The sequence below is a fragment of the Azospirillum sp. A29 genome (assembly GCF_042604625.1).
Taxonomy (GTDB): Bacteria; Pseudomonadota; Alphaproteobacteria; order Azospirillales; family Azospirillaceae; genus Azospirillum; species Azospirillum palustre.
On the sequence record NZ_CP170466.1, the window covers coordinates 1,721,332 to 1,746,050 of the forward strand.

At 67.8% G+C, this 24,719-nt stretch carries 26 protein-coding genes and 1 tRNA gene; 10 read left to right on the forward strand and 17 right to left on the reverse strand.

Translation table 11 applies throughout. The features are described from left to right. Both ABNQ38_RS23080 and ABNQ38_RS23085 read left to right on the forward strand, forming a co-directional pair. A complete protein-coding gene (locus ABNQ38_RS23080; RefSeq protein ID WP_377808226.1) occupies positions 1 to 1,824 on the forward strand; it encodes a phosphoenolpyruvate carboxykinase (GTP) in 1,824 nt (607 codons plus the stop codon). 294 nt (positions 1,825 to 2,118) lie between these two features. Then, the gene (locus tag ABNQ38_RS23085; RefSeq protein WP_377808227.1) at positions 2,119 to 2,901 is read left to right on the forward strand and encodes a DUF1003 domain-containing protein; all 783 of its coding nucleotides are present in this window, start codon (positions 2,119 to 2,121) and stop codon (positions 2,899 to 2,901) included. Positions 2,902 to 2,931: 30 nt separating this feature from the next. Here the strand turns inward: ABNQ38_RS23085 and ABNQ38_RS23090 are convergent, their stop codons facing one another. The 9 genes from ABNQ38_RS23090 to ABNQ38_RS23130 all read right to left on the reverse strand — a co-directional run bounded on the left by ABNQ38_RS23090 (position 2,932) and on the right by ABNQ38_RS23130 (position 10,309). After that, a complete protein-coding gene (locus ABNQ38_RS23090; RefSeq protein ID WP_377808228.1) occupies positions 2,932 to 4,743 on the reverse strand; it encodes a hypothetical protein in 1,812 nt (603 codons plus the stop codon). A 179-nt stretch (positions 4,744 to 4,922) separates the two neighbouring features. Beyond that, positions 4,923 to 5,162: a hypothetical protein gene (locus ABNQ38_RS23095; protein ID WP_377808229.1), complete on the reverse strand. Its 240-nt coding sequence runs from the start codon at positions 5,160 to 5,162 to the stop codon at positions 4,923 to 4,925. Between the two features lie 151 nt (positions 5,163 to 5,313). Further along, the gene (locus ABNQ38_RS23100; protein ID WP_377808230.1) at positions 5,314 to 5,757 is read right to left on the reverse strand and encodes a PA2169 family four-helix-bundle protein; all 444 of its coding nucleotides are present in this window, start codon (positions 5,755 to 5,757) and stop codon (positions 5,314 to 5,316) included. Between the two features lie 148 nt (positions 5,758 to 5,905). Further along, on the reverse strand, positions 5,906 to 6,496 hold the full coding sequence (locus tag ABNQ38_RS23105; RefSeq protein WP_377808231.1) for a YgjV family protein: 591 nt from the start codon (positions 6,494 to 6,496) through the stop codon (positions 5,906 to 5,908). A 642-nt stretch (positions 6,497 to 7,138) separates the two neighbouring features. Continuing rightward, positions 7,139 to 7,387 carry a hypothetical protein gene (locus tag ABNQ38_RS23110; protein ID WP_109052293.1) on the reverse strand — a complete coding sequence of 83 codons (249 nt, stop codon included), beginning with the start codon at positions 7,385 to 7,387 and terminating at the stop codon, positions 7,139 to 7,141. A 203-nt stretch (positions 7,388 to 7,590) separates the two neighbouring features. After that, a tRNA-Gly gene (locus ABNQ38_RS23115) sits at positions 7,591 to 7,664 on the reverse strand. A gap of 47 nt (positions 7,665 to 7,711) precedes the next feature. Then, positions 7,712 to 8,575: a lysophospholipid acyltransferase family protein gene (locus ABNQ38_RS23120; protein WP_377808232.1), complete on the reverse strand. Its 864-nt coding sequence runs from the start codon at positions 8,573 to 8,575 to the stop codon at positions 7,712 to 7,714. A 7-nt stretch (positions 8,576 to 8,582) separates the two neighbouring features. After that, the gene (locus ABNQ38_RS23125) at positions 8,583 to 9,473 is read right to left on the reverse strand and encodes a GNAT family N-acetyltransferase (RefSeq protein WP_377808233.1); all 891 of its coding nucleotides are present in this window, start codon (positions 9,471 to 9,473) and stop codon (positions 8,583 to 8,585) included. A gap of 422 nt (positions 9,474 to 9,895) precedes the next feature. Next, positions 9,896 to 10,309, reverse strand: coding sequence for a MucR family transcriptional regulator (locus ABNQ38_RS23130; RefSeq protein ID WP_014249126.1), 414 nt, complete (start codon positions 10,307 to 10,309; stop codon positions 9,896 to 9,898). Positions 10,310 to 10,398: 89 nt separating this feature from the next. Between ABNQ38_RS23130 and ABNQ38_RS23135 the strand changes: the two genes are divergently transcribed. Continuing rightward, positions 10,399 to 10,653 carry a sulfurtransferase TusA family protein gene (locus tag ABNQ38_RS23135; protein WP_098740857.1) on the forward strand — a complete coding sequence of 85 codons (255 nt, stop codon included), beginning with the start codon at positions 10,399 to 10,401 and terminating at the stop codon, positions 10,651 to 10,653. A 3-nt stretch (positions 10,654 to 10,656) separates the two neighbouring features. Here ABNQ38_RS23135 and ABNQ38_RS23140 read toward each other — a convergent pair whose 3' ends face one another. Together ABNQ38_RS23140 and tsaB are read right to left on the reverse strand one after the other, a co-directional pair. After that, positions 10,657 to 11,124, reverse strand: a complete 468-nt coding sequence (locus ABNQ38_RS23140) for an N-acetyltransferase (protein WP_109052290.1) — start codon at positions 11,122 to 11,124, stop codon at positions 10,657 to 10,659. Further along, positions 11,121 to 11,906, reverse strand: coding sequence for a tRNA (adenosine(37)-N6)-threonylcarbamoyltransferase complex dimerization subunit type 1 TsaB (tsaB, locus tag ABNQ38_RS23145; protein WP_377808234.1), 786 nt, complete (start codon positions 11,904 to 11,906; stop codon positions 11,121 to 11,123). Before tsaB ends, ABNQ38_RS23140 begins: the two co-directional genes overlap by 4 nt. 205 nt (positions 11,907 to 12,111) lie before the next feature. Here tsaB and ddpX point away from each other — a divergent pair, with 205 nt between their 5' ends. The 3 genes from ddpX (at position 12,112) to ABNQ38_RS23160 (ending at position 14,663) form a co-directional block, all read left to right on the forward strand. Then, positions 12,112 to 12,660, forward strand: a complete 549-nt coding sequence (gene ddpX / locus ABNQ38_RS23150; protein WP_376959786.1) for a D-alanyl-D-alanine dipeptidase — start codon at positions 12,112 to 12,114, stop codon at positions 12,658 to 12,660. A gap of 241 nt (positions 12,661 to 12,901) precedes the next feature. Then, positions 12,902 to 13,954: a polysaccharide deacetylase family protein gene (locus ABNQ38_RS23155; RefSeq protein WP_377808235.1), complete on the forward strand. Its 1,053-nt coding sequence runs from the start codon at positions 12,902 to 12,904 to the stop codon at positions 13,952 to 13,954. Between the two features lie 178 nt (positions 13,955 to 14,132). Next, a complete protein-coding gene (locus tag ABNQ38_RS23160; RefSeq protein WP_377808236.1) occupies positions 14,133 to 14,663 on the forward strand; it encodes a hypothetical protein in 531 nt (176 codons plus the stop codon). 80 nt (positions 14,664 to 14,743) lie between these two features. Here ABNQ38_RS23160 and ABNQ38_RS23165 read toward each other — a convergent pair whose 3' ends face one another. Both ABNQ38_RS23165 and ABNQ38_RS23170 read right to left on the reverse strand, forming a co-directional pair. Continuing rightward, positions 14,744 to 14,947: a hypothetical protein gene (locus ABNQ38_RS23165; protein WP_098740861.1), complete on the reverse strand. Its 204-nt coding sequence runs from the start codon at positions 14,945 to 14,947 to the stop codon at positions 14,744 to 14,746. A 12-nt stretch (positions 14,948 to 14,959) separates the two neighbouring features. Next, positions 14,960 to 15,244, reverse strand: a complete 285-nt coding sequence (locus ABNQ38_RS23170; RefSeq protein WP_377808237.1) for a hypothetical protein — start codon at positions 15,242 to 15,244, stop codon at positions 14,960 to 14,962. A 337-nt stretch (positions 15,245 to 15,581) separates the two neighbouring features. Here ABNQ38_RS23170 and dnaK point away from each other — a divergent pair, with 337 nt between their 5' ends. The 3 genes from dnaK to ABNQ38_RS23185 all read left to right on the forward strand — a co-directional run bounded on the left by dnaK (position 15,582) and on the right by ABNQ38_RS23185 (position 20,223). Further along, on the forward strand, positions 15,582 to 17,498 hold the full coding sequence (gene dnaK, locus ABNQ38_RS23175) for a molecular chaperone DnaK (RefSeq protein WP_377808238.1): 1,917 nt from the start codon (positions 15,582 to 15,584) through the stop codon (positions 17,496 to 17,498). Between the two features lie 151 nt (positions 17,499 to 17,649). Further along, positions 17,650 to 18,801 carry a molecular chaperone DnaJ gene (gene dnaJ / locus ABNQ38_RS23180; RefSeq protein ID WP_377808239.1) on the forward strand — a complete coding sequence of 384 codons (1,152 nt, stop codon included), beginning with the start codon at positions 17,650 to 17,652 and terminating at the stop codon, positions 18,799 to 18,801. A 228-nt stretch (positions 18,802 to 19,029) separates the two neighbouring features. Continuing rightward, positions 19,030 to 20,223 carry a diguanylate cyclase gene (locus tag ABNQ38_RS23185; RefSeq protein ID WP_377808240.1) on the forward strand — a complete coding sequence of 398 codons (1,194 nt, stop codon included), beginning with the start codon at positions 19,030 to 19,032 and terminating at the stop codon, positions 20,221 to 20,223. A gap of 6 nt (positions 20,224 to 20,229) precedes the next feature. Here the strand turns inward: ABNQ38_RS23185 and thpR are convergent, their stop codons facing one another. The 4 genes from thpR to ABNQ38_RS23205 all read right to left on the reverse strand — a co-directional run bounded on the left by thpR (position 20,230) and on the right by ABNQ38_RS23205 (position 23,742). Then, complete coding sequence (gene thpR / locus ABNQ38_RS23190; protein ID WP_377808241.1) at positions 20,230 to 20,781, reverse strand: RNA 2',3'-cyclic phosphodiesterase; 552 nt, start codon at positions 20,779 to 20,781, stop codon at positions 20,230 to 20,232. Between the two features lie 80 nt (positions 20,782 to 20,861). Beyond that, positions 20,862 to 21,905 (reverse strand): NADP(H)-dependent aldo-keto reductase, encoded by a 1,044-nt coding sequence (locus ABNQ38_RS23195; protein ID WP_377808242.1) that lies wholly within the window; start codon positions 21,903 to 21,905, stop codon positions 20,862 to 20,864. A 28-nt stretch (positions 21,906 to 21,933) separates the two neighbouring features. Continuing rightward, a complete protein-coding gene (locus tag ABNQ38_RS23200; protein ID WP_377808243.1) occupies positions 21,934 to 23,115 on the reverse strand; it encodes an FIST N-terminal domain-containing protein in 1,182 nt (393 codons plus the stop codon). A 6-nt stretch (positions 23,116 to 23,121) separates the two neighbouring features. After that, positions 23,122 to 23,742, reverse strand: coding sequence for an arylesterase (locus tag ABNQ38_RS23205; RefSeq protein ID WP_109052282.1), 621 nt, complete (start codon positions 23,740 to 23,742; stop codon positions 23,122 to 23,124). Between the two features lie 124 nt (positions 23,743 to 23,866). On the opposite strand from ABNQ38_RS23205, the gene ABNQ38_RS23210 reads away from it, so the two are divergent. After that, positions 23,867 to 24,634 (forward strand): ABC transporter ATP-binding protein, encoded by a 768-nt coding sequence (locus ABNQ38_RS23210; RefSeq protein WP_377808244.1) that lies wholly within the window; start codon positions 23,867 to 23,869, stop codon positions 24,632 to 24,634. Positions 24,635 to 24,719: the final 85 nt, after the last annotated feature.

The following is a 24,719-nucleotide window of genomic DNA, read 5'->3' on the forward strand; positions in this document are numbered from 1 at the left end:
ATGACTGGTAACACACGGACGCGGAACAAGAAGCTCCTGGCCTGGGTCGAGGAGATCGCCCTGAAATGCAAGCCGGAGCGCGTTCACTGGTGCGACGGTTCGCAGGAGGAATATGACCGTCTCTGCAACGAGATGGTCGAGGCCGGCACCTTCATCCGCCTGAACGAGGCCAAGCGCCAGAACTCCTTCCTCTGCCGCTCCGATCCGGGCGACGTCGCCCGCGTCGAGGACAGCACCTACATCTGCTCGAAGACGCGCGAGGAAGCCGGTCCGACCAACAACTGGATGGACCCGGCCGAGATGAAGGCCAAGCTGGACGGCCTGTTCGAAGGCTGCATGCGCGGCCGCACCATGTATGTGGTGCCGTTCAGCATGGGTCCGCTGGGCTCCGACATCGCCCACATCGGCGTGCAGATCTCCGACAGCCCCTATGTGGCGGTCAACATGCGCCTGATGACCCGCATGGGCCAGAAGGTGCTGGACATCCTGGGCGACGGCGACTTCGTGCCCTGCCTGCATTCCATCGGCGCCCCGCTGGAGCCCGGCCAGCCGGACGTGGCCTGGCCCTGCAACGCCGACAACAAGTACATCGTCCATTTCCCCGACGAGCACCGCATCGTCTCCTACGGCTCCGGCTATGGCGGCAACGCGCTGCTCGGCAAGAAGTGCTTCGCGCTGCGCATCGCCTCGGCGATGGGCCGCGAGCAGGGCTGGCTGGCCGAGCACATGCTGATCCTCGGCGTGGAAAGCCCGGCCGGCGAGAAGACCTATGTCGGCGCCGCCTTTCCGTCGGCCTGCGGCAAGACCAACTTCGCCATGCTGGTCCCGCCGAAGGAGTTCGAGGGCTGGAAGGTCCGCACCATCGGTGACGACATCGCCTGGATCAAGCCGCAGCCCGACGGCACGCTGCGCGCCATCAACCCGGAGGCCGGCTTCTTCGGCGTCGCCCCCGGCACCAGCGTGAAGTCGAACCCGAACGCGCTGAAGACGCTGGACCACAACGTCATCTTCACCAACGTCGCGCTGACCGACGACGGCGACGTCTGGTGGGAAGGACTGACCGACGAGGCGCCGGCGCACCTGATCGACTGGCAGGGCAAGGACTGGACCCCGGGCTGCGGCCGCGTCGCCGCCCACCCGAACAGCCGCTTCACCGCCCCGGCGGCGCAGTGCCCGTCGATCGACCCGGCCTGGGAGGATCCGGCCGGCGTTCCGATCAGCGCCTTCATCTTCGGCGGCCGCCTGTCGAAGACCTTCCCGCTGGTGTTCGAGGCCTACAACTGGCGCGAAGGCGTCTATTGGGCGGCAACCATGGGCTCGGAGGCCACCGCCGCCGCCGTCGGCCAGGCCGCCATCCGCCGCGACCCGTTCGCCATGCTGCCCTTCTGCGGCTACAACATGGCCGACTACTGGAACCACTGGCTGTCGATGGAAGGCAAGGTCGAGAGCCTGCCGCGCATCTACCGCGTCAACTGGTTCCGCAAGGACGAGAACGGCAAGTTCGTCTGGCCGGGCTTCGGCGACAACATGCGCGTGCTGAAGTGGATCGTCGACCGCGTCCGCGGCCGCGCCACCGACGTGGCGGAATCGCCCTTCGGCTATTCCCCGCGCTACCAGGATCTGAACTGGTCCGGCCTGACCTTCCCGGCCGACAAGTTCGCCAAGATCATGGACATCGACCGCAAGGAGGCCGAGGCCGAGGCGAAGGACCAGGAGGAACTGTTCAACCGCTTCGGCGACCGCCTGCCCGAGGAGATCGAGCAGCAGCGCCTCGCCGTGCTGAAGCGGCTGGAGAACAGCCCGGACGTCTGGCGCATCGGCTGACCGTCCCGGACACGGGTCGCAGGTAAGGCCCATCGGTCAAGTAAGGATAGGGGCTGCCGCAAGGCGGCCCCTTTTCCGTTGGCGCTGTCCGTTCGGGGCGAAGATGAACCGGAATTCATCTGGAATTGCCCGATGGACAGCCGGTGCGACGGGCATCGCCGGTCATGTCCAGTCTTTGCAAGGCGACCGCTTCCTTACCCGCGGTCTTCGCCTTTCGGTGATTTAACCGGATTGTCAAAATAATCAGGCATAAAGTCGCCCGCGCCGGAGTGTGCATGCAGGGAGGGCGAGATCTTGACCGATCATCAGTTTCCACCGGAGGACGGTGACGAGTCCGCCGAACCGACCTATCCGTCCGGTGAGGAGGAGGCCGGCGGCCTGCTGGCGTCCAAGCGGCAGCCCTGCGCCATCAGCGGCAAGCGCCGGCCGAAGCGCGACCTGATCGCGCTCGACGCGCTGCGTCCCAGCTTGGCCGACCGCATCCGCCACGACCACCCGCATCTGGAGCATGACGCGCAGATCAGCCGGCAGGAGCTGGCGCGCTACCGCTCGCTCTATGTCGCCGAGCTGCTGAAGGAGGAGCATGGCGAACTCAGCGAGCTGGACCGCGAGGTCGCCGAAAGCCTCGCCCGGCACGAGACGCTGGCCGAGAACCCGGAGGAGGAATACGACGACCACCGCACGCTGGGCGAACGGCTGTCGGACGGCCTCGCCACCTTCGGCGGCAGCTGGGCCTTCCTGCTCTCCTTCGCCTTCTTCCTCGGCGTGTGGATGCTGATCAACATCATCGAGGGCGATGCACGCGCCTTCGATCCCTATCCCTTCATCCTGCTGAACCTGCTGCTGTCCTGTCTGGCCGCCATCCAGGCGCCGGTCATCATGATGAGCCAGAAGCGGCAGGAGGCGAAGGACCGCCTGCGCTCCGAAAACGACTATCGCGTCAACCTGAAGGCCGAGCTGGAAATCCGGCACCTGCACGAGAAGATGGACTATCTGATCCAGCGCCAGTGGCAGCGGCTGACCGAGATCCAGCAGCTGCAGCTGGAAATCATGCAGGAAAAGCGCCTGCGGCGATAAGCGGCCTCCGGCCGGAGGAGACGGGGCGCGTCAGCGCTTGCGCCGGCCGTCCAGCTCCAGCATGCCGCGCAGCGCCGCGATGGTCTTGCTGAGCGGCGTCGGCTCGCCGGCAGGCTTGCCGGCCATGTCCACTTCCGGCGGCCCTACGTCCGGTGCCTGGACGCTTTGCGGACGGACGGCATCCGGCGCGGCCGGTCCGCTGCGGGGGGCCGGGCGGGCCTTGCCGGCGCGGGGCCTCGGCTGGGTCGGCGGAGGCGCCGGGGGCGATGCCGGCGGGTCGGCGTTCACCTCGTCCTCGATCAGCCCGCGCAGGGCCTTCATCGCCTCCTCGATCTCGCGTTCCTGGGCCGAGCGGCGCCCGGCGGGGGCCGCGTCGGGGGAGGCGGGATCCGGTGCGGGCGGCTCCGGCGCCGGGTCGGGATCGCCCCAGCCGGCCGGCAGCGACCAGCCATCGTCATCGTCCCGCCCGGCCGGCGACTCATCCTCATCCTCTTCCTCGCGGGAGAGAGGCTTGCCCACCGGCTTCGCCGTGGATTTGTCGGCCGTCTGGCCCCCGCCGCGCGGCGTCCTGCGCGGCGGGGGCGGGGCGTCTTCCTCCTCCGTCCCGCTCGCCGCATCCTCGATCATCGACCGCAGGGCGGCCAGGGTGCGGTCGAAGCCTTCCTCATCCTCCGGCGGCGGCGGGCGCAGGGCGCGGCGTTCGGCGCGGTGCTGATCGAAGTCGAGCGGCTCGGCGGCCGGCGGCGGCACAGCTTTGGCGGGACGGGAGGCTTTGACGGGCTTTTCCGGGTCGCGGATGGCGAAGGACAGGATGTCCTCCTCCGACGGTTCCTCGCCGTCCGGCTCCCCGTCGTCGAACCCGTCCTCGCGGTCGTCGTCCTCCGCGTCCGCCGCCCAGGGGTCGGCATCGGTATCGCTATCGGCCCATTCGTCCTCGAAATCCCGGCGCACCAGAACCTTGTGCGAGAAGACCGGCGGTTCGTCATCGTCATGGCCGGAGGCAGGCCTTCCGCCGCTCGAAGCGCCGCTGAAACCGTCGCTGCCAAAATCGTCGGCAGGCCGGCGGTCAGCGGGGTTCGCGGCGCGGCCGGCGGGAGGCTGCGGCATGGCGCCGTCCCGCTCGTCCTCCTGATCGTCATCGAACTCGTCATCGAACTCGTCATCCGATCCATAGGCCTGCGCCAGCAGCTGGCGCATCGCCATCAGCGTCTCGTCATCGCCATCCTCATCATCATCGTCCGAAGCGCCCACAAGCCCCGGTTCCGGCAACGTGTCGTTGGCCGGGAGCCTGGCCGGAAACCTGGAATCGCCCGCAGTCGGTTCCTCGTCCGGATCGTCGTCCCACTCATCGGGCGGCGAGCTGCGGCCAAGCCGGGCCGCCATGTCGGCGAGGGAGACCGGCTCCCACAACGGTTCGGCCTCGCCATCGCCCGGCCCGTCGGCCACGAGGTCGGACAGCGGAAGCTCCGACAGGGGCTTGGCACGAGTGGGGGCGGGGGGAGGCGGGGGCGGCGGAGCGGGCGGATCCCTGTCCCCGGCGGTGTCCGGCCCATCGTTTCCCCGCAGCGAGGCGAGCAGCCCGTTCAGCGCCGCCAGCGGCGCGTCGAAGGACGGCTCGTCATCGGCGGGGGCAGCGGTGGGGAGCGACTGAACGGCCAGGATCGGCCGGCTTTCGATGTCGCGGGAGTCGCAGCGCGAGCAGCGGTAATGCGGCGCAATCGACAGAACCGGGTAATTGGGGCCGAAGCGCCGCTCCAGCATGGCACGGGGCAGCACGCCGCCATGTCCGCAGGCGCGGCAGCGCAGTTGCACGTCGGCGTCGATGTCGCGGAGGAACAGCATACGGGCCATGCCGCGTAGTATAGCGGCGGCCCCGCAGCTTTCCCATTCGTTTCAACCCGCGATCCGTCGCTGCGGACGGCTTGCCGCGGCGGCGGAGCTGGAAGACGGAAAGCGGGGTGGACGGCGTCCCCACGGCGGTCGCCCTGGCGATCGCCGTGGGGACGCCGTCCATGGGACGCTCAGACCGCGCGGGTGACGGTCAGTCCCTGTTGGGACAGGCTTTCGAAGACGTCCTTGAACTTCCGCAGGTAACGGGTGCGGTAGGCGTCGAAATCGGCGGCGATGGCCGCCTCGGCATTCTGGGACTTCTCGAATTCGGACACGCGGTGCGCATTCTCGGCGCGATACAGGGCGAAAGCGCCCATCGTCACCAGATCGTTGCCGACCAGATCCGCATTCTTCGGTTTGTCGCTGTTCATCAATCCATGTCCAGGTGGAGTGGACATCCGGCCACCGGAGCCGGATGATCGGCAATGGCTGCGGCACAACCCTGCGGCCGTACCGGTTCGTTGCAGCCATTGGAAAAAGCCTACGCCCGCTTTTCCACACCCGCAATGCTGCGACGCACCATCACGCCACCACCCCACGCAGGGCCGCCATGCGGTCCCGGTCAACGCGGATGCGGTCGAGATGCTGGGCGATCACTGCGGTGATCGGCAGCGGAAGCTCCTTCGCCATCGCCTCGTCATAGCGGCGCAGGCATTCGCTTTCGCCGCGCTCGACCTCGGTGATGATGGCGGCCCGGTCATGGCCGAGCACGGTGGATTTGAGTTCCAGGAAGAAGCGGTGGGCGCCGCCCAGCATGGTGCCGCCCATATCCGGCGCCCCGCCCTGTTCGGCGACCAGCCGCTGAATCTCGCGCACGATGGCGCCGCGCTGGGCGGCGAGATCGTTGAACAGGGCCTTCAGATCCTCGTCCCCGGCGGATTCGGCGGCCTGCCGGTAGCCTTCGTGACTGTCCTCGACGATCCGGATCAGCTCGTTCAGCGTATCGACGATCTCGTCCTTTTCCATGACGGCAAGCCCTCCCATGCGTCCCCTACGGTGCCACAACCGATGCGCAGGGCCGAATGTTCCCACCAGCCACCGGGAGCACTCCGGGAGAGACAGGCCAGGAGAGAGAGGGCGGGAGAGACAGGCCAGGCAGGCGGACGAGGACGCCTTATGCCGCCACTTCGGAGGCGATGCGTGCGGAGAACGGACGGCTGCGGAAGATCCCCGCCCGCCACAGGCCGATGCAATGACCGGACAGGCCCATCGCGTCCGACACCAGCCCGAAGACCGAGCCGGCCAGCAGATTGTGTCCCGACCCGACCAGGGTTGCCAGGATGAAGAACAGGCGCATCCGCCCAACCCCGCTCTGCCAGCGGCCGAGCGTGGCCAGCAGGAAACCGGTCGCCGACAGTGCCGACATCGGCCCCTGCCAGCTCAGTGCCGCCACCGCCAGGGCCGCCGGAACGGTCAGCCCATAGAGAAGGCCGAGCACCCGGCCGGGATGCCGGCGGATGCGCACCGCCATCTGGATCAACCCCAGCCCGCACATCAGCATGCCGGTCTGGGCGCCCAGCAACAGGAAGTGAAACAGGAAGAGGGAGGAGGCGGTCGCCTGCGCCAGCAGGATCGCCCGCCGGCCGCCGAGTAGCGTCGACAGGGTGGCCGCCGACAGTCCGGCGATGCCGGTTGCCGCAACCGGCGACAGCGTGACGGACTGAGAGGTCAGGGTCGGAAGATAATCCAGCAGAAATGCCGTCATGGAGCGCCTTCGCACGAAGAACATGCCGCAGTGCAGCGAAGGCGGCGGACGCTAGTCCCGGGCGGTTAACCAGATATGAACATCGATGTGACCGGAAACAGACCAAAAGATGACCGGCTGGCAACCACCGAAAGTTGGGAAGCGCAATCATGTGTCTCCCGTCGTCAAAGCCGGTCATTATTGTGTGTTCTCTGCTCCGGTGCCCTGTGATGGAAATGGTTTTGAAAGATTGCACAGGCGGGAGCCCAACGATTTCGGGTTGGATCCTGTCCATCCTTGTCGTTGGCAAAGCGGGCCGAGGACGGCATTCTCGCCCCGTCACGGCGGCATCGTTATCGACGGCCTCGTTTTCGGAGGATTCGTTGCGAGGGTCGCCGGACCGGGATCGGGGGATCATCCGCAATTTGAGCGAATCGGGGGGAACCACCATGGCGCTGTATGGACGGCATCCCGCCTCATTGGGCTGGGAACCGAAGCCGAAGTCGACCAAGACCGGGGTAACGCGCGCGCATGGTGGCCGTGCCGGCCGCAACGGGCCGCAATGTTGTTCCTGTGGCCGGCCGATCCGCGCCGGCGACCCCCATTGGGCTGGGCATGGCGACCAGAGCCCCTGGCATTATGCCTGCGCCGAGCGTGCCGGCCTTACATGGTCATGGGCGGGCCGTCCGGCCGAACCGCCGCTTCCGGCCGCTGAACTGGACTGACCGCTCCGGCGGCCAGCCCCGCCTGTGCCTCTTCCCGCCCGCGCCGGTAGGCGTCGCGTTCGGCCTCGACGATGGCGTCGGCCAGACGCCGTTCGAACTCGCGCTCCACGAGGGCGGAGAACAGGTCGATGCGGAAGCGTGCCTGCAGCGAGCGGCTCAGCCTGCGGGCTCTTTCGATCGGCGGCATCGGCGGTTCCCCTCTCGCTGCTGAACGGCATCGCCCAGCTTCAGAGATCGGGGCTCTTCGAGCAATTGCGCCATCGGCGAACCGCCCACGCAAAAGAGAGCGCCCATCCGCACCCATCGGTGCGAACCGCCCGTCTTTGAAAATTCAAATTTTCAGGAAGGAAAGCGGCCCAAAGCCGGATGCCATGCAGCCGGCAGGGCGTTTGGAGCGGGTGAAGGGAATCGAACCCTCGTCGTAAGCTTGGGAAGCTTCTGCTCTACCATTGAGCTACACCCGCGCGCCCGCTGTTTATAGGCGAGTGCCGCATCGGATACAAGAGCGGAATCAAGCACTCGCGGCGGTGGGAGCGGGGGCCGGTGACGTGGCTTCTGTCGCCGGAACGGGGACGGACGGACGGCCGGAGATGGCGCAGGCGACGCCGTCGGAAATCACCCGATGGCAATGCTCGGCCAGCGCCTTGCGGCTGCTGAAGCCGTCGATGGTCACCGGCGGATGGAACTCCACCTCCACCGTCATGCCGCCCAGGCGGAAGGCCTGCCACAGGTGCGGCGCCAGATCCATGTCGCCGTACCAGGCATAGAAGGGGCGGAAGGCGAAGCCCATTGGGATGCCATCCAGGCGGGTGGCGGCGACGCTGACCGGCTGCACCGTCAGCGGTCGGCCGTCGATGCGGCGGGCGGCGACGGCGAACAGGGCGGTCTTGAAGGGCAGGGTGCGGTTGCCATCGCTGGAGGTGCCCTCCGGGAACAGAATCAGGCTGTCGCCGGCATCCAGACGGCTGCCGATGTCGTCGCGCTGCTTGTCGACCGAGGTGCGGGCCTTGCGTTCCACGAACACCGTGCGCTGAAGCCGGGCCAGCAGGCCGAAGAAGGGCCAGGACCCGACCTCCGACTTGGCGACGAAGGAACCCGGGATCTGCGACCCCAGCACAATGATGTCCAGGTAGGAGGAGTGGTTGGACACGAACAGCACCGGCCCGTCGGCCCGCTGGCCGCGCACCACCACATCCAGCCCGATCAGCCGGGCGCAGACGCCGTGATAGAAGGCGGGCAGGGTGCGGCACAGACGCCAGTTCCGCGCCACCGCCAGGGCCTGCAGCGGGATCAGCAGCAGAGTCCACAGCAGATAGACCGTCAGGCGCAGGGCGCCGCGGCCGGAGGAGCCCAAGGCGCGCGCGGTGCGGTTCATGGTCGCCTCAGCCGGCTTGGCTGTCGCGGCTGCGACGCTCGTAATGCTTGGCATACTTGTCGGTGATCAGATCGCTCTTCACCACGATGCAGACGTCGGTGGTGTTGAACTGATGGTCGATCACGGCACCGTCGCCGATGAAACCGCCCAGCCGCAAATAGCCCTTGATCAGCGGCGGCAGGATGTTCAGCGCGCGGCGCGGATCGATCTGGTCCTTGGGCATGCGGTCCAGCGACACGAAGCGTTCCGGCAAGGCCGTCGCCCGCAGCTCCGGCGGGGCCAGATGATGGTGGTAGAGGTAGGACAGCGGCTCGGCCAGCGCATCCGGATCGGTACCGGGCAGGCTGGCGCAGCCGAACATCAGGGCGATGTCGTGCTGGAACACATAGGCGGCGATGCCCTGCCACAGCAGCTGCATGCTGCCGCGGGACCGATAGCCGGCATCGACACAGGAGCGCCCCAGTTCCAGCACCTCGCCGGGATAGCTGGCGAGGCGGCCGATGTCGTATTCGTCGCTGGAATAGAAGCGGCCGACCTTCTCGGCGGCGGGGCGGCGGATCAGCCGGTAGGTTCCGACCACCATGTCCGGGCCGTTGCCGCGGGCATGGTCGATGACCAGCAGATGGTCGGCCACACCGTCGTAATCGTCGAAATCACGGGACCGGGCCTGCATCGCCGGAGAGGGAACCGCCGCCATCTCTTCATAGAAGACGCGGTAGCGCAGCGCCTGCGCCCAATCGATCTCTTCCGCCGAGCGGGCCAGCCGCACCTCCAGGGTGCCCAGGCGAATGCCGTCCGTCAGCTTCTCGCCACCGACACCGGGGTCGGGTGCGGACGCCTCGCGCCGCTCCGGGCTAGTCCGGGTCATGCCCGGCTGGTCCAAGCTTGCATCAGCCATGTCGAGGGTCCGCTGCGATGATGGTTCGGGACTATGCGCTGCGCCTCCCTGCCTGGCACCGCCGGGCCACGGCGGCCGGGCCGCAGCGGCTGGGTCGGGACGACAGAGTCGCACGCACCACAAGGCATAACACGATCCGCCGGTTGCCGGTCAACCGACATCGTAGCCGACGGCGCGGCACGCGGTCAGCCGACACCCTTGGCCGGAGCCATGGCCGACGCCCTATGAGCGGCAGCGGATCGGCCTGCGTGATTTTGCAGTTATGGAGTCTGGAGCGCCGGAGCGTGCTGCGGCGGCGATGCCCTGCCGGACGGGCCACCTGCAGCGAAGGCGGGATGGTCGGGCGCGGGAAGGAAGGGAAGGGGGCGGAAAGGGCGGCGGCGCCGACACGGCACCGGTCCGCCCTGCGGGACCCCCAACCCTCAGGCGCCGCGGCGGGCGCGGGTACCGAGACCGATCTGCTTGGCCAGCGAGCTGCGCTGGCGGGCGTAGTTCGGCGCGACCATCGGGTAGTCGGCCGGCAGGCCCCAGCGGTCACGGTATTCTTCTGGGGTCATATTGTACGCCGTCTTGAGATGGCGCTTCAGCATCTTCAGCTTCTTGCCGTCTTCCAGGCACACAATATAGTCCGGCGTGACCGACTTCTTGATCGGCACGGCAGGCTGCGGACGCTCTTCCGCCACCACCGGTTCGGTGCCGACATTGGCCAGCGACTTGTACACCTGCTCGATCAGAGTCGGAAGATCGGTCAGTGCGACTGTATTGTTGGAGACATGCGCCGCCACGATCTCCGTGGTCAGAGACAACAGCGCGTTGGAAGGGGACCCGTTGCTCATGTAAGCTTGCTCCGCGGCATTCGTACCTCACCATATAAAGAGGTTTCCTGCATCGTGCAATATCCATCCTTTGGAACAAAGAGGAATCGGTGACCGAAAAAATCTCCACAGACTTGTTTCTCGACATCACCTCGCAGGTTTGTCCGTTAACCTTCGTCAAGACCAAGTTGATGGTGGAGCGGATGGACGCGGGGCAGACCCTCGAAGTCCGGCTGAATGCCGGTGAACCCTTGGAAAACGTTCCACGATCCTTGATCGAGTTGGGTCACAGCATTCTGTCTGTCCACCCCGAACGAATGGATGAGCCGGATGGAGTCCATCGCCTGATCGTGCAGAAAAATTAACCCCTATGCCCCGTCAAGATTGCGGCGCAGAACAAGTGCCGCGACCCGTCCATCCGGTCGTTTGTAGTATCCAGGACGGCGTCCGACGGAAAAAAAGCCGCTGGCCTTGTATAGACTCGAAGCTGCCGGGTTATCCTCGGCGACTTCAAGAAACAATGCAGTCGCACCCAGGTCCTGCGATCCGCCGACCGCAGCCTCCACCAGCAGGCGGCCGATGCCGCCGCGGCGGGCCTGCGGCAGCACGCCAATGGCGAGGATCTCCGCATCCTCCGCCGCGACCCGGGCCATCACGAAACCGAGCGGCCGGTCCCGGTCATCGAGGGCGATGGCGGCGAAGCCGGCCGGCGGGACGATCAGGGTGGCGACCGATGCCTCGTCCCAGGGATCGTCCGGGAAGCAGGCCTGCTGCAGGGCCGCCACCACACCGGCCTCCAGCAGGCCGGCGGGGTGGAGGCGGACGGCGGCGGTCATGCCGCGGCTCCTCCGCCCGGTACGGCTTTGCTCCCTGGCCCGGCAGCCGCGGTCTTCGGCCCTCCCGTTTTCGGCCCCCCCGTTTTCGGCAGGGTGACGTCGGGCGGACGGAGATAGAAGGGTTCGGCCGGCAGGCCGGTGGGGCGGACGGCCCCGAGCGCCGCCACCACGGCGGCATCCGGCAGCCCGTCGCCGGACGCCAGCGCCAGATCGGCACTGGCCGGATCGGCACGCCCGGCCAGCAACGGCAGTACCGCCGCCGCCGCATCGCCGGCCAGCAGCAGCGGCCCGGACGGGTACAGCCCGTCGAGCCAGCCGGGGATTGCCGCCGGATCGGGCATCGCCGGATCGCCGACGGGGGCCAGCGCCGCGTCGTAGAGTTGCAGGAAGGGTTCCGCCCGCCGGCTGTCGACGGCAACCAGCAGGAACCGGCCGGCACGCTCGGCGGCCGGCACGCCATGGGCGATGGCGTCGAAGCTGGTGATGCCGATCACCGGCAGATCCTGGGCGACGGCGATGCCGCGCGCGGCGGCCAGCGCGATGCGCAGCCCGGTAAAGGCGCCCGGCCCGACGGTGACGGCGATGCGGTCGAGCCCGGCGAAGCCGGCGCCGGCCTCGGCCAGCACCTCCTGCGCCAGCGGCACCAGCACTTCGGCCTGCCCGCGCGCCATCGGCGGGCTGCGCCGGACGGTCACGCGCGCGCCGTCATCCCGACCGGCCGTTCCATCCCACACAGCCGCCGAACAGCCGGACGTGGCCGTATCCAGACCCAGAACCTTCATCACCCCACCTTCCTTGCCGCCGCGACCCGCGGACGGCCCGTTCGTAATACGCAAGCCCAGCCGCCACGGATTTCCATACCATCCGGCATTCCCCAGAAACGGACCCCGCCCGCATGGGAATGGCAGACCCGTGACCATGGCAGACGGCGCCGCGGCCATGCTACAGGACGATCGTCTTCCCCATACGCCGACGGTTGCCCTGTTCATGCTGACCGAGATCACGCCTCCGGCCTTCGACATCGACCTGGAGCTTCTCTACGCCACCGCCGACAACCTTTCGGGCGTGCCGATCTACCGCTCGGCGGTGTGCATGCTGCACCCCGACGCGGCCCGCCGGCTCGCCGACGCCATCCGGCTGGCCCGCGGCATCGGCTGCCGGCTGCGGGTGTACGATGCCTTCCGCCCGGCGGAGGCGCAATGGAGGCTTTGGCACGCCTTCCCCGACCCCACCTATATCGCTGACCCGCGGCTGGGGTCCAACCACACCCGCGGCGTGGCGATCGACCTGACGCTGGTGGATGCCGCCGGCGTGCCCCTGGACATGGGCACCGGGTTCGACGCGATGACCGAGCGGTCGCACCATGGCCGCAGCGACCTGACCGCCGAACAGCAGCGCAACCGCGCCCTGCTGCTGGGCGTGATGGTGGGGGCGGGCTGGGAGCATTACCCCTCGGAATGGTGGCACTACCAGCTGCCGGATGCCGAACGCTACCCGCTGCTGACCGATGCCGCGGCCGGCGGCCGGCTGATGTAGGGACAGGGACGGCCGGTAGCGGCCCGAACCCGTCTGCCTGAAATCATCTGCCCGAACTCAACTGCCCAAGCCCATTTCTACGTGTGCTGCGCCGGAGGCGTTCCATTGTTGCACGCGCGCACCGCATCTCTGCTCTCCGCAGGAAAGCGGCGGACAGCGCTTGTTCGCAGGATGGGGACTGTGGCACATCATTTGCGTTGGGGCGGAGGTCGCCCCAATCAGCCTTTTCCGCAAGGGCGCCATGCCGTTCCGTCGTGCCGTCTCGGTAGTCGCCGCCGCCGCGCTGTCCATCTGGACCGCGTTCGTGCCGGTGTCCCGGCCCGCCGCCGCCGAAGCCGCCTCTCCGCAGGGCGCCAGCGCGGTGGTGTTCGCCTATGACCGCTTCGGCGAGGACCAGAACCCGTCGATCAGCATCCGCATCGACCAGTTCGAAGCGCATCTGGACGAGCTGACCGACGGCGATTACACCGTCCTGCCCCTGCCGAAGATCCTGGACGCCCTGCGCACCGGCAAGCCGCTGCCCGACCGCACCGTGGCGATCACCATCGACGAGGCCAGCCGCTCCGCCTTCACCGAGGCTTGGCCGCGGCTGAAGGCGGCCAATCTGCCCTTCACCCTGTTCGTCGCCACCGACGCGGTGGACCGCGGCTCCCCCGCCCACATGACCTGGGGCGAAATCCGCCAGCTGGCGGCGGCCGGCGTCACCATCGGTGCCCTCGGCACCTCCACCCAGTCGATGCTGGCGCGCAGCCCGGATCAGCTCGCCGCCGACCTGCGCCGGATGTCGGACCGCTTCCAGGCGGAGCTGGGGCGGCGCCCGGCGGTCCTGGCCTATCCGCAGGGCGAATATTCGCTGGCGGTGCGGCAGATGGTGATCGACCAGGGCTTCACCGCCGCCTTCGGCCAGCAGTCGGGAGTTCTGCACCCGCAGGCCGATCCCTGGAGCCTGCCGCGCTTCGTGATGAACGAGACCTACGGCAGCGCCGACCGGTTCGAGCTGGCGGCCAACGCGCTGCCGCTGCCGGTGTCGGACCTGACGCCCGACGACCCGCTGGTCACCGTCAACCCGCCGCCGCTGGGCTTCACCATCGCCGACGGGGTGGGCGACAGCTCCAAGCTGGCCTGCTTCGCCACCGGCCAGGGCCGCACCGCGCTGGAACGCATCGCCGAGGACCGGGTGGAGGTCCGCATCCGCGATCCCTTCCCGCCGGGCCGTGCCCGCGTCAACTGCACGCTGCCGGCCGCCGACGGCCGCTGGCGCTGGCTGGGCGTGCAGTTCATGATCCCGGAATAACCGGCCGCATCAGGCAGTTCCCAGGTCAGTTTCCGGGGCATTCCCGACCGCACCAATCGGGCATTGGCGGCCGGTTCCGCCGCGCCTATGGTGCCGCTTCCGGCGTGCCGCCGTTAGGCGCGCTGCGGTTTTCAGAAATGGGCGTTTTCACAAGCGGGCGATTTTTCGGGAGCGGGCCATGGCCGACGACACCTATTCAGCAAGCGGGCAAGACAGCGGGCAGGGCTCCGACATCGGCTGGGCCGACACGGTGCGGTTCCGTCTACCGGCCGGCTGGGCCGTCGATGTGGAGGAGCATGAAGGGCAGCCGGTGGGCACCTTCCGGCCGCCGCCGCCGGCCGCGGGCGTTCTGCGGCTGGTGACCGACCGGGTGGTGCCGCGACCGGAGTCCGGCGGCACCGCCGCAACCTTGCAGGAGATGGCTCTGCGCTTTGTCCGGCCGCAGGACCAGCGGGCGGGGGACCGGACCGTGGACAGCCGGGCCGACGGCGCCGTGATCGCCCAGGCGATGATGCGGACGGAAGAGGACGGCCGGGCGGAGACGCATTATCTGTGGCTGGTCGGTGCGGAGCGCGCCGATGCGGCAGGGTCCGTCGCCGCGGTCGCCATGTTCAGCTTCGCGCTGCCCGACCTGATGGATGGCGACGAATCCTGCGCCGAGATGCTGGGCCGGATCGACGACGCCATCCGCAATGCGGAGATTTTGTGAGGCGGCAAGTTTTGTGAGGCGGTAAGGCATCCGCCTCTTCGTCACAAGGTTACTGCAACACAGTCACTGGGGAGCGCCGGTCAGCAGTGGCCGGCACCGGTGGCCATCAGCGCCTTCATGCGGAGCGCATGCGGGTCGTGGGCGACGGCGGCCTCTTCCGCCGCAAGGGCGGCGAGGCTGAGGAAGCGCACCAGATCGTCCAGATCGCATCGCGTGGCGTCGCTCATCAGGCTGTCGAGGCAGGACTTGATGGCCAGGGCCACATCGCGTCGTTCGTCCATCATCGCGCTTCCCTTTCACACCTGTGTGACCAGCATCGCAATTGAACCGCATGGTTCGGCGGCGGCAGCGGCAGCATTGCCGGCCCCTTCCCTTGCGGTCATCCCCAATGGACAAACGAGATAGCATATTCCTTTTGGGTTTTCACTATTAGATTCTCCAAAACTTGAATAATCATAGCAACTGCGAATTGATTGCGCGCCGCTTTGCACGCGGTTGCTTGTTAATGAAAGGTTAACTTCCTTGACTAGTTCATGAGCTAAGCATTTATCTCTTGTAACACCTGTGACGATTTGAATCATCGTGCTTGAATATCGGGATACTCGTTCTTGCGTACTTGAATACGCAGGTATTCTATTGCCAGGAGCAACAGGACGGCGGCGGTGTGGCAAAGGGTGTCGCGGCCGCGTTTTTTCCCCGCTTTTGCAGGCCGAAAGGCGCGCCACCCTGTTGCAGCCCGAAACGGCTCCGCCTATATCTCCGCCAGCATGGGCCGGACCCGGGGGCATCGCTTTCATGTGTCGCCCCCGGACACCAGGACCCCAAGCGCTCCACCGACGTTTCACCGACCCTATGGGGATCGCGGCGGTGCCGGACCAGACGGGCCGCCACGCATCTGCCGAACGAAAGAGGCTGAACATGAGCAAAGTGATTGGTATCGACCTCGGCACCACGAACTCGTGCGTCGCCGTGATGGAAGGCGGCAGCGCCAAGGTGATCGAGAACGCCGAGGGCGCGCGGACGACGCCGTCCATGGTCGCCTTCAGCCAAGGCGGCGAGCGGCTGATCGGCCAGCCCGCCAAGCGCCAGGCGGTCACCAATCCGGAAAACACCCTCTTCGCCATTAAGCGTCTGATCGGCCGCCGCTTCGACGATCCGCTGACGAAGAAGGATCAGGGCCTGGTTCCCTACCGCATCATCTCCGGCGACAACGGCGATGCCTGGGTCGAGGCGCACTCCAAGAAGTACAGCCCCAGCCAGATCAGCGCCTTCATCCTCACCAAGATGAAGGAAACCGCCGAGAACTATCTGGGCGAGAAGGTCACGCAGGCGGTCATCACCGTCCCGGCCTACTTCAACGACAGCCAGCGCCAGGCCACCAAGGACGCCGGCAAGATTGCCGGGCTGGAAGTCCTGCGCATCATCAACGAGCCGACGGCCGCGGCACTGGCCTACGGCATGGAGAAGAAGGGGTCCGGCACCGTCGCGGTCTATGACCTGGGCGGCGGCACCTTCGACATCTCCGTGCTGGAGATCGGCGACGGCGTGTTCGAGGTGAAGTCGACCAACGGCGACACCTTCCTGGGCGGCGAGGACTTCGACAGCCGGATCATCGAGTATCTCGCGGACGAGTTCAGCAAGGAGCAGGGCATCGACCTGCGCAAGGACAAGCTCGCGCTGCAGCGCCTGAAGGAAGCTGCCGAGAAGGCGAAGATCGAGCTGTCGTCCACCACGCAGACCGAAGTCAACCTGCCCTTCATCACCGCCGACCAGACCGGTCCGAAGCACCTGAACATCAAGCTGACCCGCGCCAAGCTGGAAGCCCTGGTGGACGAACTGGTGCAGCGCACGATCGAGCCCTGCAAGGCGGCCCTGAAGGACGCCGGCCTGAAGGCCAGCGAGATCGACGAGGTGATCCTGGTCGGCGGCATGACCCGCATGCCGAAGGTCATCGACGCGGTGAAGCAGTTCTTCGGCCGTGAGCCGCACCGCGGCGTGAACCCGGACGAGGTGGTCGCCATCGGCGCCGCCATCCAGGGCGGTGTGCTGAAGGGCGAGGTCAAGGATGTCCTGCTGCTCGACGTCACCCCGCTGTCGCTGGGCATCGAGACGCTGGGCGGCGTCTTCACCCGCCTGATCGACCGCAACACCACGGTGCCGACGAAGAAGAGCCAGACCTTCTCGACCGCCGAGGACAACCAGAACGCCGTCACCATCCGCGTCTTCCAGGGCGAGCGTGAGATGGCGGCCGACAACAAGATGCTGGGCCAGTTCGATCTGGTCGGCATCCCGCCGGCCCCGCGCGGCGTGCCGCAGGTCGAGGTGACCTTCGACATCGACGCCAACGGCATCGTCAGCGTCACGGCGAAGGACAAGGCGACCGGCAAGGAGCAGCAGATCCGCATCCAGGCCTCGGGCGGCCTGTCGGACGCCGACATCCAGAAGATGGTGAAGGACGCCGAGGCCCACTCGGCCGACGACAAGAAGCGCCGCGAGCTGGTCGACGCCCGCAACCATGCCGACGCCCTGATCCACACCACCGAGCGGACCATCAAGGAGAACGGCGACAAGATCCCGGCCTCCGACAAGACCGCCGCAGAGGCTGCCGTCGCCGAGCTGAAGTCGGTGCTGGACAGCGAGGATCTGGAGGGCATCAAGGCGAAGACCGAGGCCCTGGCCCAGGTTTCGATGAAGCTGGGCGAGGCGATGTACAAGGCCGGCCAGGGCGAGGCCCCGGCTGCGGGCGGCGAGGCGCCGGGCGCCCAGCCGAACGAGCCGGGCGTCGTCGACGCCGACTTCGAAGAGGTCCAGGACGACAAGAAGAAGTCGGCATAAGCCCGACGCCAGCTTCTTTTTGATACGGACCTGACGCGAGCATCGATGGCCCGCCGCCTTTCCCCGGCGGCGGGCCTTCGGTATGCTGGGGTCAGGCTCCGACGCAACGCGGACAGTTTGGACCAGAACGACTCAAAGGCGGTCGGCCCCCATGGCGAAACAGGATTATTACGAGCTGCTCGGTGTGGCGAAGAACGCCAGCGCGGATGAGCTGAAAAAGGCTTATCGCAAGATGGCGATGCAGTACCACCCGGACCGCAACCAGGGTGACAAGGACGCCGAGCAGAAGTTCAAGGAAATCAGCGAGGCGTATGACGTCCTGAAGGACGATCAGAAGCGCGCGGCCTACGACCGGTTCGGCCACGCCGCCTTCGAGAATGGCCGTGGTCCTGGTGCCGGTGCGGGCGCCGGCGGCTTCAACTTCGACTTCGGCGGCGGCGGCGGCTTCGCCGACATCTTCGACGAGATGTTCGGCGAGTTCATGGGCGGGCGCCGCGGCGGCGGCGGTGCGTCCGGCCGCGGCCAGGACCTGCGCTACAATCTGGAGATCGGGCTGGAGGACGCCTTCAAAGGCACCCAGACCACCATCCGCGTGCCCACCACCGTGCAGTGCGACGGTTGCAACGGGTCGGGCGCCGCAGCGGGGACCCAGCCGATCACCTGCCCGACCTGCCAGGGCCACGGCAAGGTGCGGGCGCAGCAGGGCTTCTTCACCATCGAGCGGACCTGCCCCGGCTGCCACGGCGCCGGCAAGGTCATCAAGGACGCCTGCAAGAACTGCGGCGGCTCCGGCCGGCTGCGCAAGGAGAAGACCCTTCAGGTCAACATCCCCGCCGGCGTCGAGGACGGCACCCGCATCCGTCTGGCGGGCGAGGGCGAGGCGGGCCTGCGCGGCGCGCCGGCCGGCGACCTCTACATCTTCCTGGCGCTCGCCCCTCACCCGATCTTCCAGCGCGACGGCGCCAACATCCACTGCCGGGTGCCGATCCCGATGACCACGGCGGCGCTCGGCGGGGCGGTGGAGGTGCCGACCATCGACGGCAGCCGCACCAAGGTGACGGTCCCGCCGGGCACCCAGTCGGGCCACCAGTTCCGCATCAAGGGTAAGGGCATGTCGGTGCTGCGCAGCGCCCAGCGCGGCGACATGTACATCCAGGCGGTGGTGGAAACCCCGGTGAACCTGACCAAGCGCCAGCAGGAACTGCTGCGCGAGTTCGAAGGTGCCGCCAAGGAAGGGTCGAACCCGCAGTCGGAAGGCTTCTTCGCCAAGGTGAAGGAGCTTTGGGAAGACCTGAAGGACTGATCCCGGCCATTGCCGGGGACAAGATGGACCTGTTTGTACGGGCGGTGTGTCGGCAGCGACGCGCCGCCCGTTACTTTTTGTCGCACACTGGGATCTTTGCGTGTTTTCCACAGCTCCCGAGCGGTTTTTGCGCAAAAGCCGTTGAAGGGGCGGTCATGCACGTGTAATCACCCAGCATGGCTAATCCATTGGCGACACGTCCGGCCGATGCCGGGGGCAGGCTGCCGCATGCGGGTTGAGAGGCTTCTCGCCGCGCTGGTCGACGCCTTCGTCCGCAGCGACGAACTGCCCGACCTGATCCTGCCGGCGGGCCACTCGCCGATCCTGCAACGTCGCCGCGCCGCGATGATCCAGTCGCGCGTGCGCATGGTGGCGCTGATCTTCGGCATCCTGACGCCGCTGTGGATCGCCATCGACGTCACCGTCTTCGAATGGTCGCTGGCGATCTGGCTGATCCTGCTGCGCCTGACCGCCAGCGCCGCCTTCCTGGCGCTCGCCTTCGACCGCCGGTCCTGCGAAGACATGACCTGCGCCTGGTGGCGACTGGCGGCGCTGCTGGCGATCCCGACACTGTTCTTCGCCATTTCGCACCCGCTGCTCTACAACCAGGGGGTCGATGACCTGCGCATCGCCGTCAGCGCCGGTTACGGCTATCTGCCCTTCGTGATGGTGGCGGGGCTCAGCGTCTTTCCGCTGACCGCGCTGGAGGGGGCGCTGTTCGCGGCACCGATGCTGGGCGCCCATCTGGCCGCCGGCTTCTACGGCTCGCTGGTGATGCCGTTCCCGTCCTACATCAGCGCGCTGTGGCTGCTGGCGCTGATCGCGGTGGTGGCGACGCTGGCGGCGATCAGCCAGCTGCATTTCATGATCGCGCTGCTGGAACAGGCGGCGCACGACGCGCTGACCGGCGCCTTCTCCCGCCGGATCGGGGAGGAGTTGCTGAAACTCCAGGTCGCCCATGCCGAACGGGCGGCGCAGCCGCTGACGGCGATCTTCGTCGATCTGGACGACTTCAAGGCGGTCAACGACCGCTATGGCCATGAGGAGGGCGACCGCGTCCTGCGCCATGCCGCCAACACCATCCGCAGCCTGCTGCGCCAGTCCGACGCCCTGATCCGCTGGGGCGGGGAGGAGTTCCTGGTCGTCATGCCCGACACCCCGCTGGACGGCGCGATGATCGCGGTGGAGCGCATGCGCCGCGCCGGCTTCGGCAAGCGGCCGGACGGCAGTTTGCAGACCGCCAGCATCGGCATCGCCGAACAGACGGCCGACCGTCCCGCCGACTGGGAAGCGCTGGTGGAGCTGGCGGATCAGCGCATGTACCGCGCCAAGCAGGACGGCAAGGACCGGGTGGTCGTCACCGGCACCGGCGGCGTCAAGCCCGACGCCGAGACCGATCCCTGGGACAGCATCACCGCCTGAACGCGGTCAGCCGTCCACAGCGCCGTCCAGCGGATAGTCCCGCAACGCTTCATAGACGGCGCCGCCGTTGCCGAGATGGCTGCGGTAGAGGGTGAGGCGGTCTACCGGCATCGGACCGGCGCGGAACAGGCCGCGGTCGGACAGGAAGCGGCCGATGCGGTCGGCCGGCGCATCCTTCAGCCGGGCCAGCGTGATGTGGGGGGAGAATTTCCGCTCCTCCGCCGGCAGGCCGCAGCGGACGATGGCGGACTCGACCTTGGCCTGGAGATGGGCCAGCGCCTCGTTGCGCTCCACCCCCGCCCACAGCACCCGCGCCTTGCGGCCGGCGCCGAACACGCCGACACCGTCGAAGGTGAGCGCGAAGGCCGGCGCCCGCAGCTCCGCCAGGGCGGCGTCGATGTCCATCGCTTGATCCTCCGGCACTTCGCCGATGAAGCGCAGGGTCAGGTGCATGGTTTCGGGTTCGGTCCAGCGCGCGCCGGGCACCCCGCCGCCCAGACCGGCCAGCCGGCGGCGAACCTCCTCCGTCAGGTCGAGCGCGACGAACAGGCGGAGCATGGGGCACCTCCAGACTTACAGGGCCGGTTGCTGCAACGGCCCGCCCCCTTTCCAGGAAAGGAGGCGGGCCGTACGACAGCTTACGGGCACGGATCCGGCATGCGGTTGTGCACGGCGTCGATCTCCGCGATCACCTCGGGCGACAGGGTCAGGGAGAGGGAATCGATGTTGGAGATAAGCGTCTCCATTGTCGTCGCCCCGATCAGCGACGAGGTGACGAAGGGTTGCTGCAACGTGAAGGCGATGGCCATCTGGTTGGGCGCCAGCCCATGGCGGCGGGCGATGTCCAGATAGGCTTCCGTCCCCGCGTTGGCATTGACCGTGTTGTAGCGCGACGGCCGGTGGTCGAGCGAGCGGCGGCTGCCCGGCGGGATGGCGCCGTTCAGGTATTTGCCGGTCAGCGTGCCGGCGGCGAGCGGCGAATAGGCCAGCAGCCCGACATCCTCGCGCAGAGCCACCTCCGACAAGCCGTTCTCGAAGGTCCGGTTCAGCAGGTTGTAGGCGTTCTGGATCGAGGCGACGCGCGGCAGGCCAGCAGTCTCAGAGGCGCGCAGGTAGCGCATGACGCCCCACGGGCTTTCGTTCGACAGGCCGACATGGCGGATCTTGCCGGCCTGGATCAGCTCGGCCAGCGCCGCAAGCGTCTCCTCGATCGGAACGGCGTCCTGCTCGGGCTTGTGCTTGTAGGTGCGGACGCCGAAGCGGTTGGTGACGCGGTCGGGCCAGTGGATCTGGTAGAGGTCGATGTAGTCGGTCTTCAGCCGCGACAGGCTGGCCTCCACCGCCGCGAAGAGGTTGGCGCGGTCGAGCCGCGACTTGCCTTCGCGTATCCAGCCGAAGCCGCCGGCCGGCAGGCCGATGATCTTGCTGGCGAGGATCACCTTGTCGCGCTTGCCGCGCGACTGGAACCAGCTGCCGATCACCTCCTCCGTCTTGCCATAGGTGTCGGCGGTGGGTGGGATGGCGTACATCTCCGCCGTGTCCCAGAAATTGATGCCGCGGTCGAGCGCGGCGTCCATCTGGGCATGGCCTTCGGCCTCGGTGTTCTGGCGGCCCCAGGTCATGGTGCCCAGGCCGATGGCGCTGACCGACAGGCCGGTGCGGCCAAGCGGACGATACTGCATCCGGAACGTTCCTTATTCGAAATGATCTTTACAGAAACAGCGTCAGCACGCCGGTGTAGCCATAGAGCCGGTTGTGCGACACCTCGCCCGAGGCGAAGAAGCCGGTCAGCGGGATGTCGCCGAAGACCTCGCGGATCATCGACAGCTCGGCATTGGCGGCACCGAACAGGCTGGGGCCGCGGGCGATGCAGCTGACATACACCGCCCCCTTCGGCGTCGCCTTCACCCGTTTCTTGAGGCTGTCCAGCATCCGGCGCATGTCGGCGGCGGCGGTCTCCGCGTCGCGGCGGGTGAACATCACCGTCTGCCCGGTGGTGACCCGTTCGGCGATGGAGAGCCAGCCGGCGCGCGGGTCGATGGCGATCAGGTCGCGCACCAGATAATCCTGGGTGTCGGAGCCGGCGATGGGCAGCCCGGCGCAGATCAGCCCGGCGACCTGCCGCAGGTCGGCGGCAAGCTCCGGCCCGATGTCCTCCTTGAACACGTCGAGCGCCGGGCGGCCGTCGATCTCCAGGATCACGTTGTCGTCGCTGGCGGTGACGATGCGCGTCGGTCCGATGGGGCGGCAGCCCTGGGTCAGCGCGGTGGCGACCGGCAGCTGCGGCGCGAACAGCACGCCCGACACGCCGCCCTCGGTGACCGGGTCGGCATCCTCCGCTCCGGCGGCGATCTGTGGGAACTCCCCGCGCGAGGCGGTCAGGCCGCCGACCAGGAAAACGCCGGTCTCATCCGACAAACGGGCGACCAGCCCGGCCATGTCGGCATGGTGCGGGTCGACATGGACCAGCGCCAGCGCCGCGCCATGCTTGTCCAGCCAGCCGCCAGCACTGCCGCGCAGCGGCTCCAGCCCGTCGGTCAGGGAGGGGAACAGACGGAAGCTGTCCTCCGGAAGGCGGGCGGCCATGATCGCCAGACCCGGCTCGTCGAACAGGGCGGCGCCGTTCGCCATCACGCCGATGCCGGCGGTGCCGACCCAATGGCGGATGCCGGTGACGCCGCGCAGCAGGGTGACGATGCTGGTGGCATGCTCCGCCAGCCCGTCGGTCAGGTAGAGGAAGCCCAGGTTGCAACCGGCGACCGGGCCCAGGCGATCCAAGCAGGCCTTGACCGTCGGTCCCCACTCCGCCCCGGCGGCGCAGGCGGCATGAAAGCGGGTGTCGCTGTCCAGGGTCGCGGCCATGGGAGTCGCGGTCGTAGGGGTCACGGTCATGGCGGATCAGCCTCCGGTCTTTTCAGTAGTCTTCTGGATTTGCGGCAGGCTGTCGAGCAGGGCGGTGACGGAGGGCAGGATACGCTCGACGATCACCGCCACGCCCTGGGCGTTGGGGTGCAGCCCGTCCGGCTGGATCAGCGCCTGCTGCAACGCCACCCCGTCGAGGAAGAAGGGATAGAGCGGCACATCGTAGCTCTTCGCCAGATCCGGGTAGATGGCGTTGAAGCTGTCGGTATAGGGCTTGCCCAGGCTGGGCGAGGCGAACATGCCGGCCAGCAGGGTCGGCACCTTGCGCTCCTTCAGCGTCTTCAGGATGGCGTCGAGGTTGGCCCTGGCCTGACCGGGGTCGAGCCCGCGCAGCATGTCGTTGGCGCCCAACTCCACAATGGCGGCGTCCGGCTTGTCGGCCAGCGCCCAGTCGAGCCGCGCCCGCCCGCCCGCCGTGGTGTCGCCCGACACGCCAGCGTTGACGACGGTGACGCTGTAGCCTTTCGCCGCCAGCGCCTTTTCCAGTTGGCGGGTGAAGCCCTGCGGTTCCGGCAAGCCGTAGCCGGCAGTCAGGCTGTCGCCCAGCGCCAGCAGCTTCACCGGCTGCGCGGCGACCGCGCGGGTCGGAACGGTCATCGATGCCCCTGCGGCGAAAAGAAAGGCGAATATGGCCGCTGGCGCCACGCCAAGGGCGCCCGTGTTGAAAGCCCGGCGGGTCGTGCCATATGGCGATGGTCCATTCCGCTTGTGCGAGTGTCGCATGTCCAAGGCTCAGTCCCCTGCAACGTCGTCAAATTCCATCGCCCGCTCTTCAAACGAAATCATCGTTGAACTCGACGACGTCCACCTGAAATTGGACAGCGGCGCCGGACCCGTCAACATCCTGCGCGGCGTGAATCTTCAGGTGGCGGCCGGCGAGCGGGTCGGCGTCGTCGGCCCCAGCGGCTCCGGCAAGTCGACCATGATGATGGTGATGGCCGGGCTGGAACGCCCCAGCGGCGGCATCGTCCGCGTCGCCGGCCAGGATCTCCGGAAGCTGGACGAGGACGGCTTGGCGCGCTTCCGCCGCCAGCATGTAGGGATCGTCTTCCAGGCTTTCCATCTGGTGCCGACCATGACGGCGCTGGAGAATGTCGCCATCCCGCTGGAGTTCGCCGGCGTCGCCGACGCCTTCGACCGCGCCCGCGTCGGGCTGGAGCAGGTGGGGCTGGGCCACCGCATCCACCATTATCCCGGCCAGCTGTCGGGCGGCGAGCAGCAGCGCACCGCGCTCGCCCGCGCCTTCGTCACTGAGCCGTCGCTTCTGCTCGCCGACGAGCCGACCGGCAACCTCGACATCGACACCGGCGCCACCATCGTCAAGCTGCTGTTCGATCTGGCCGAGCGGCGGGGCACCACGCTGGTGCTGATCACCCACGACCAGAGCCTCGCCGCGCGCTGCGACCGCACGGTGCGGCTGGCCGACGGGCGGATCGCCGACGACGGGCAGGCGGCGCGGCGCGCGAAGCTGCAGGCGGCGGGGGAGTGAGGGGGATGGGAGAACTTACGTTGGCCGTTTCCCCCTCTCCCCCCCCGGGGAGAGGGTCGGGGTGAGGGGGACGCACTGCGTGGCG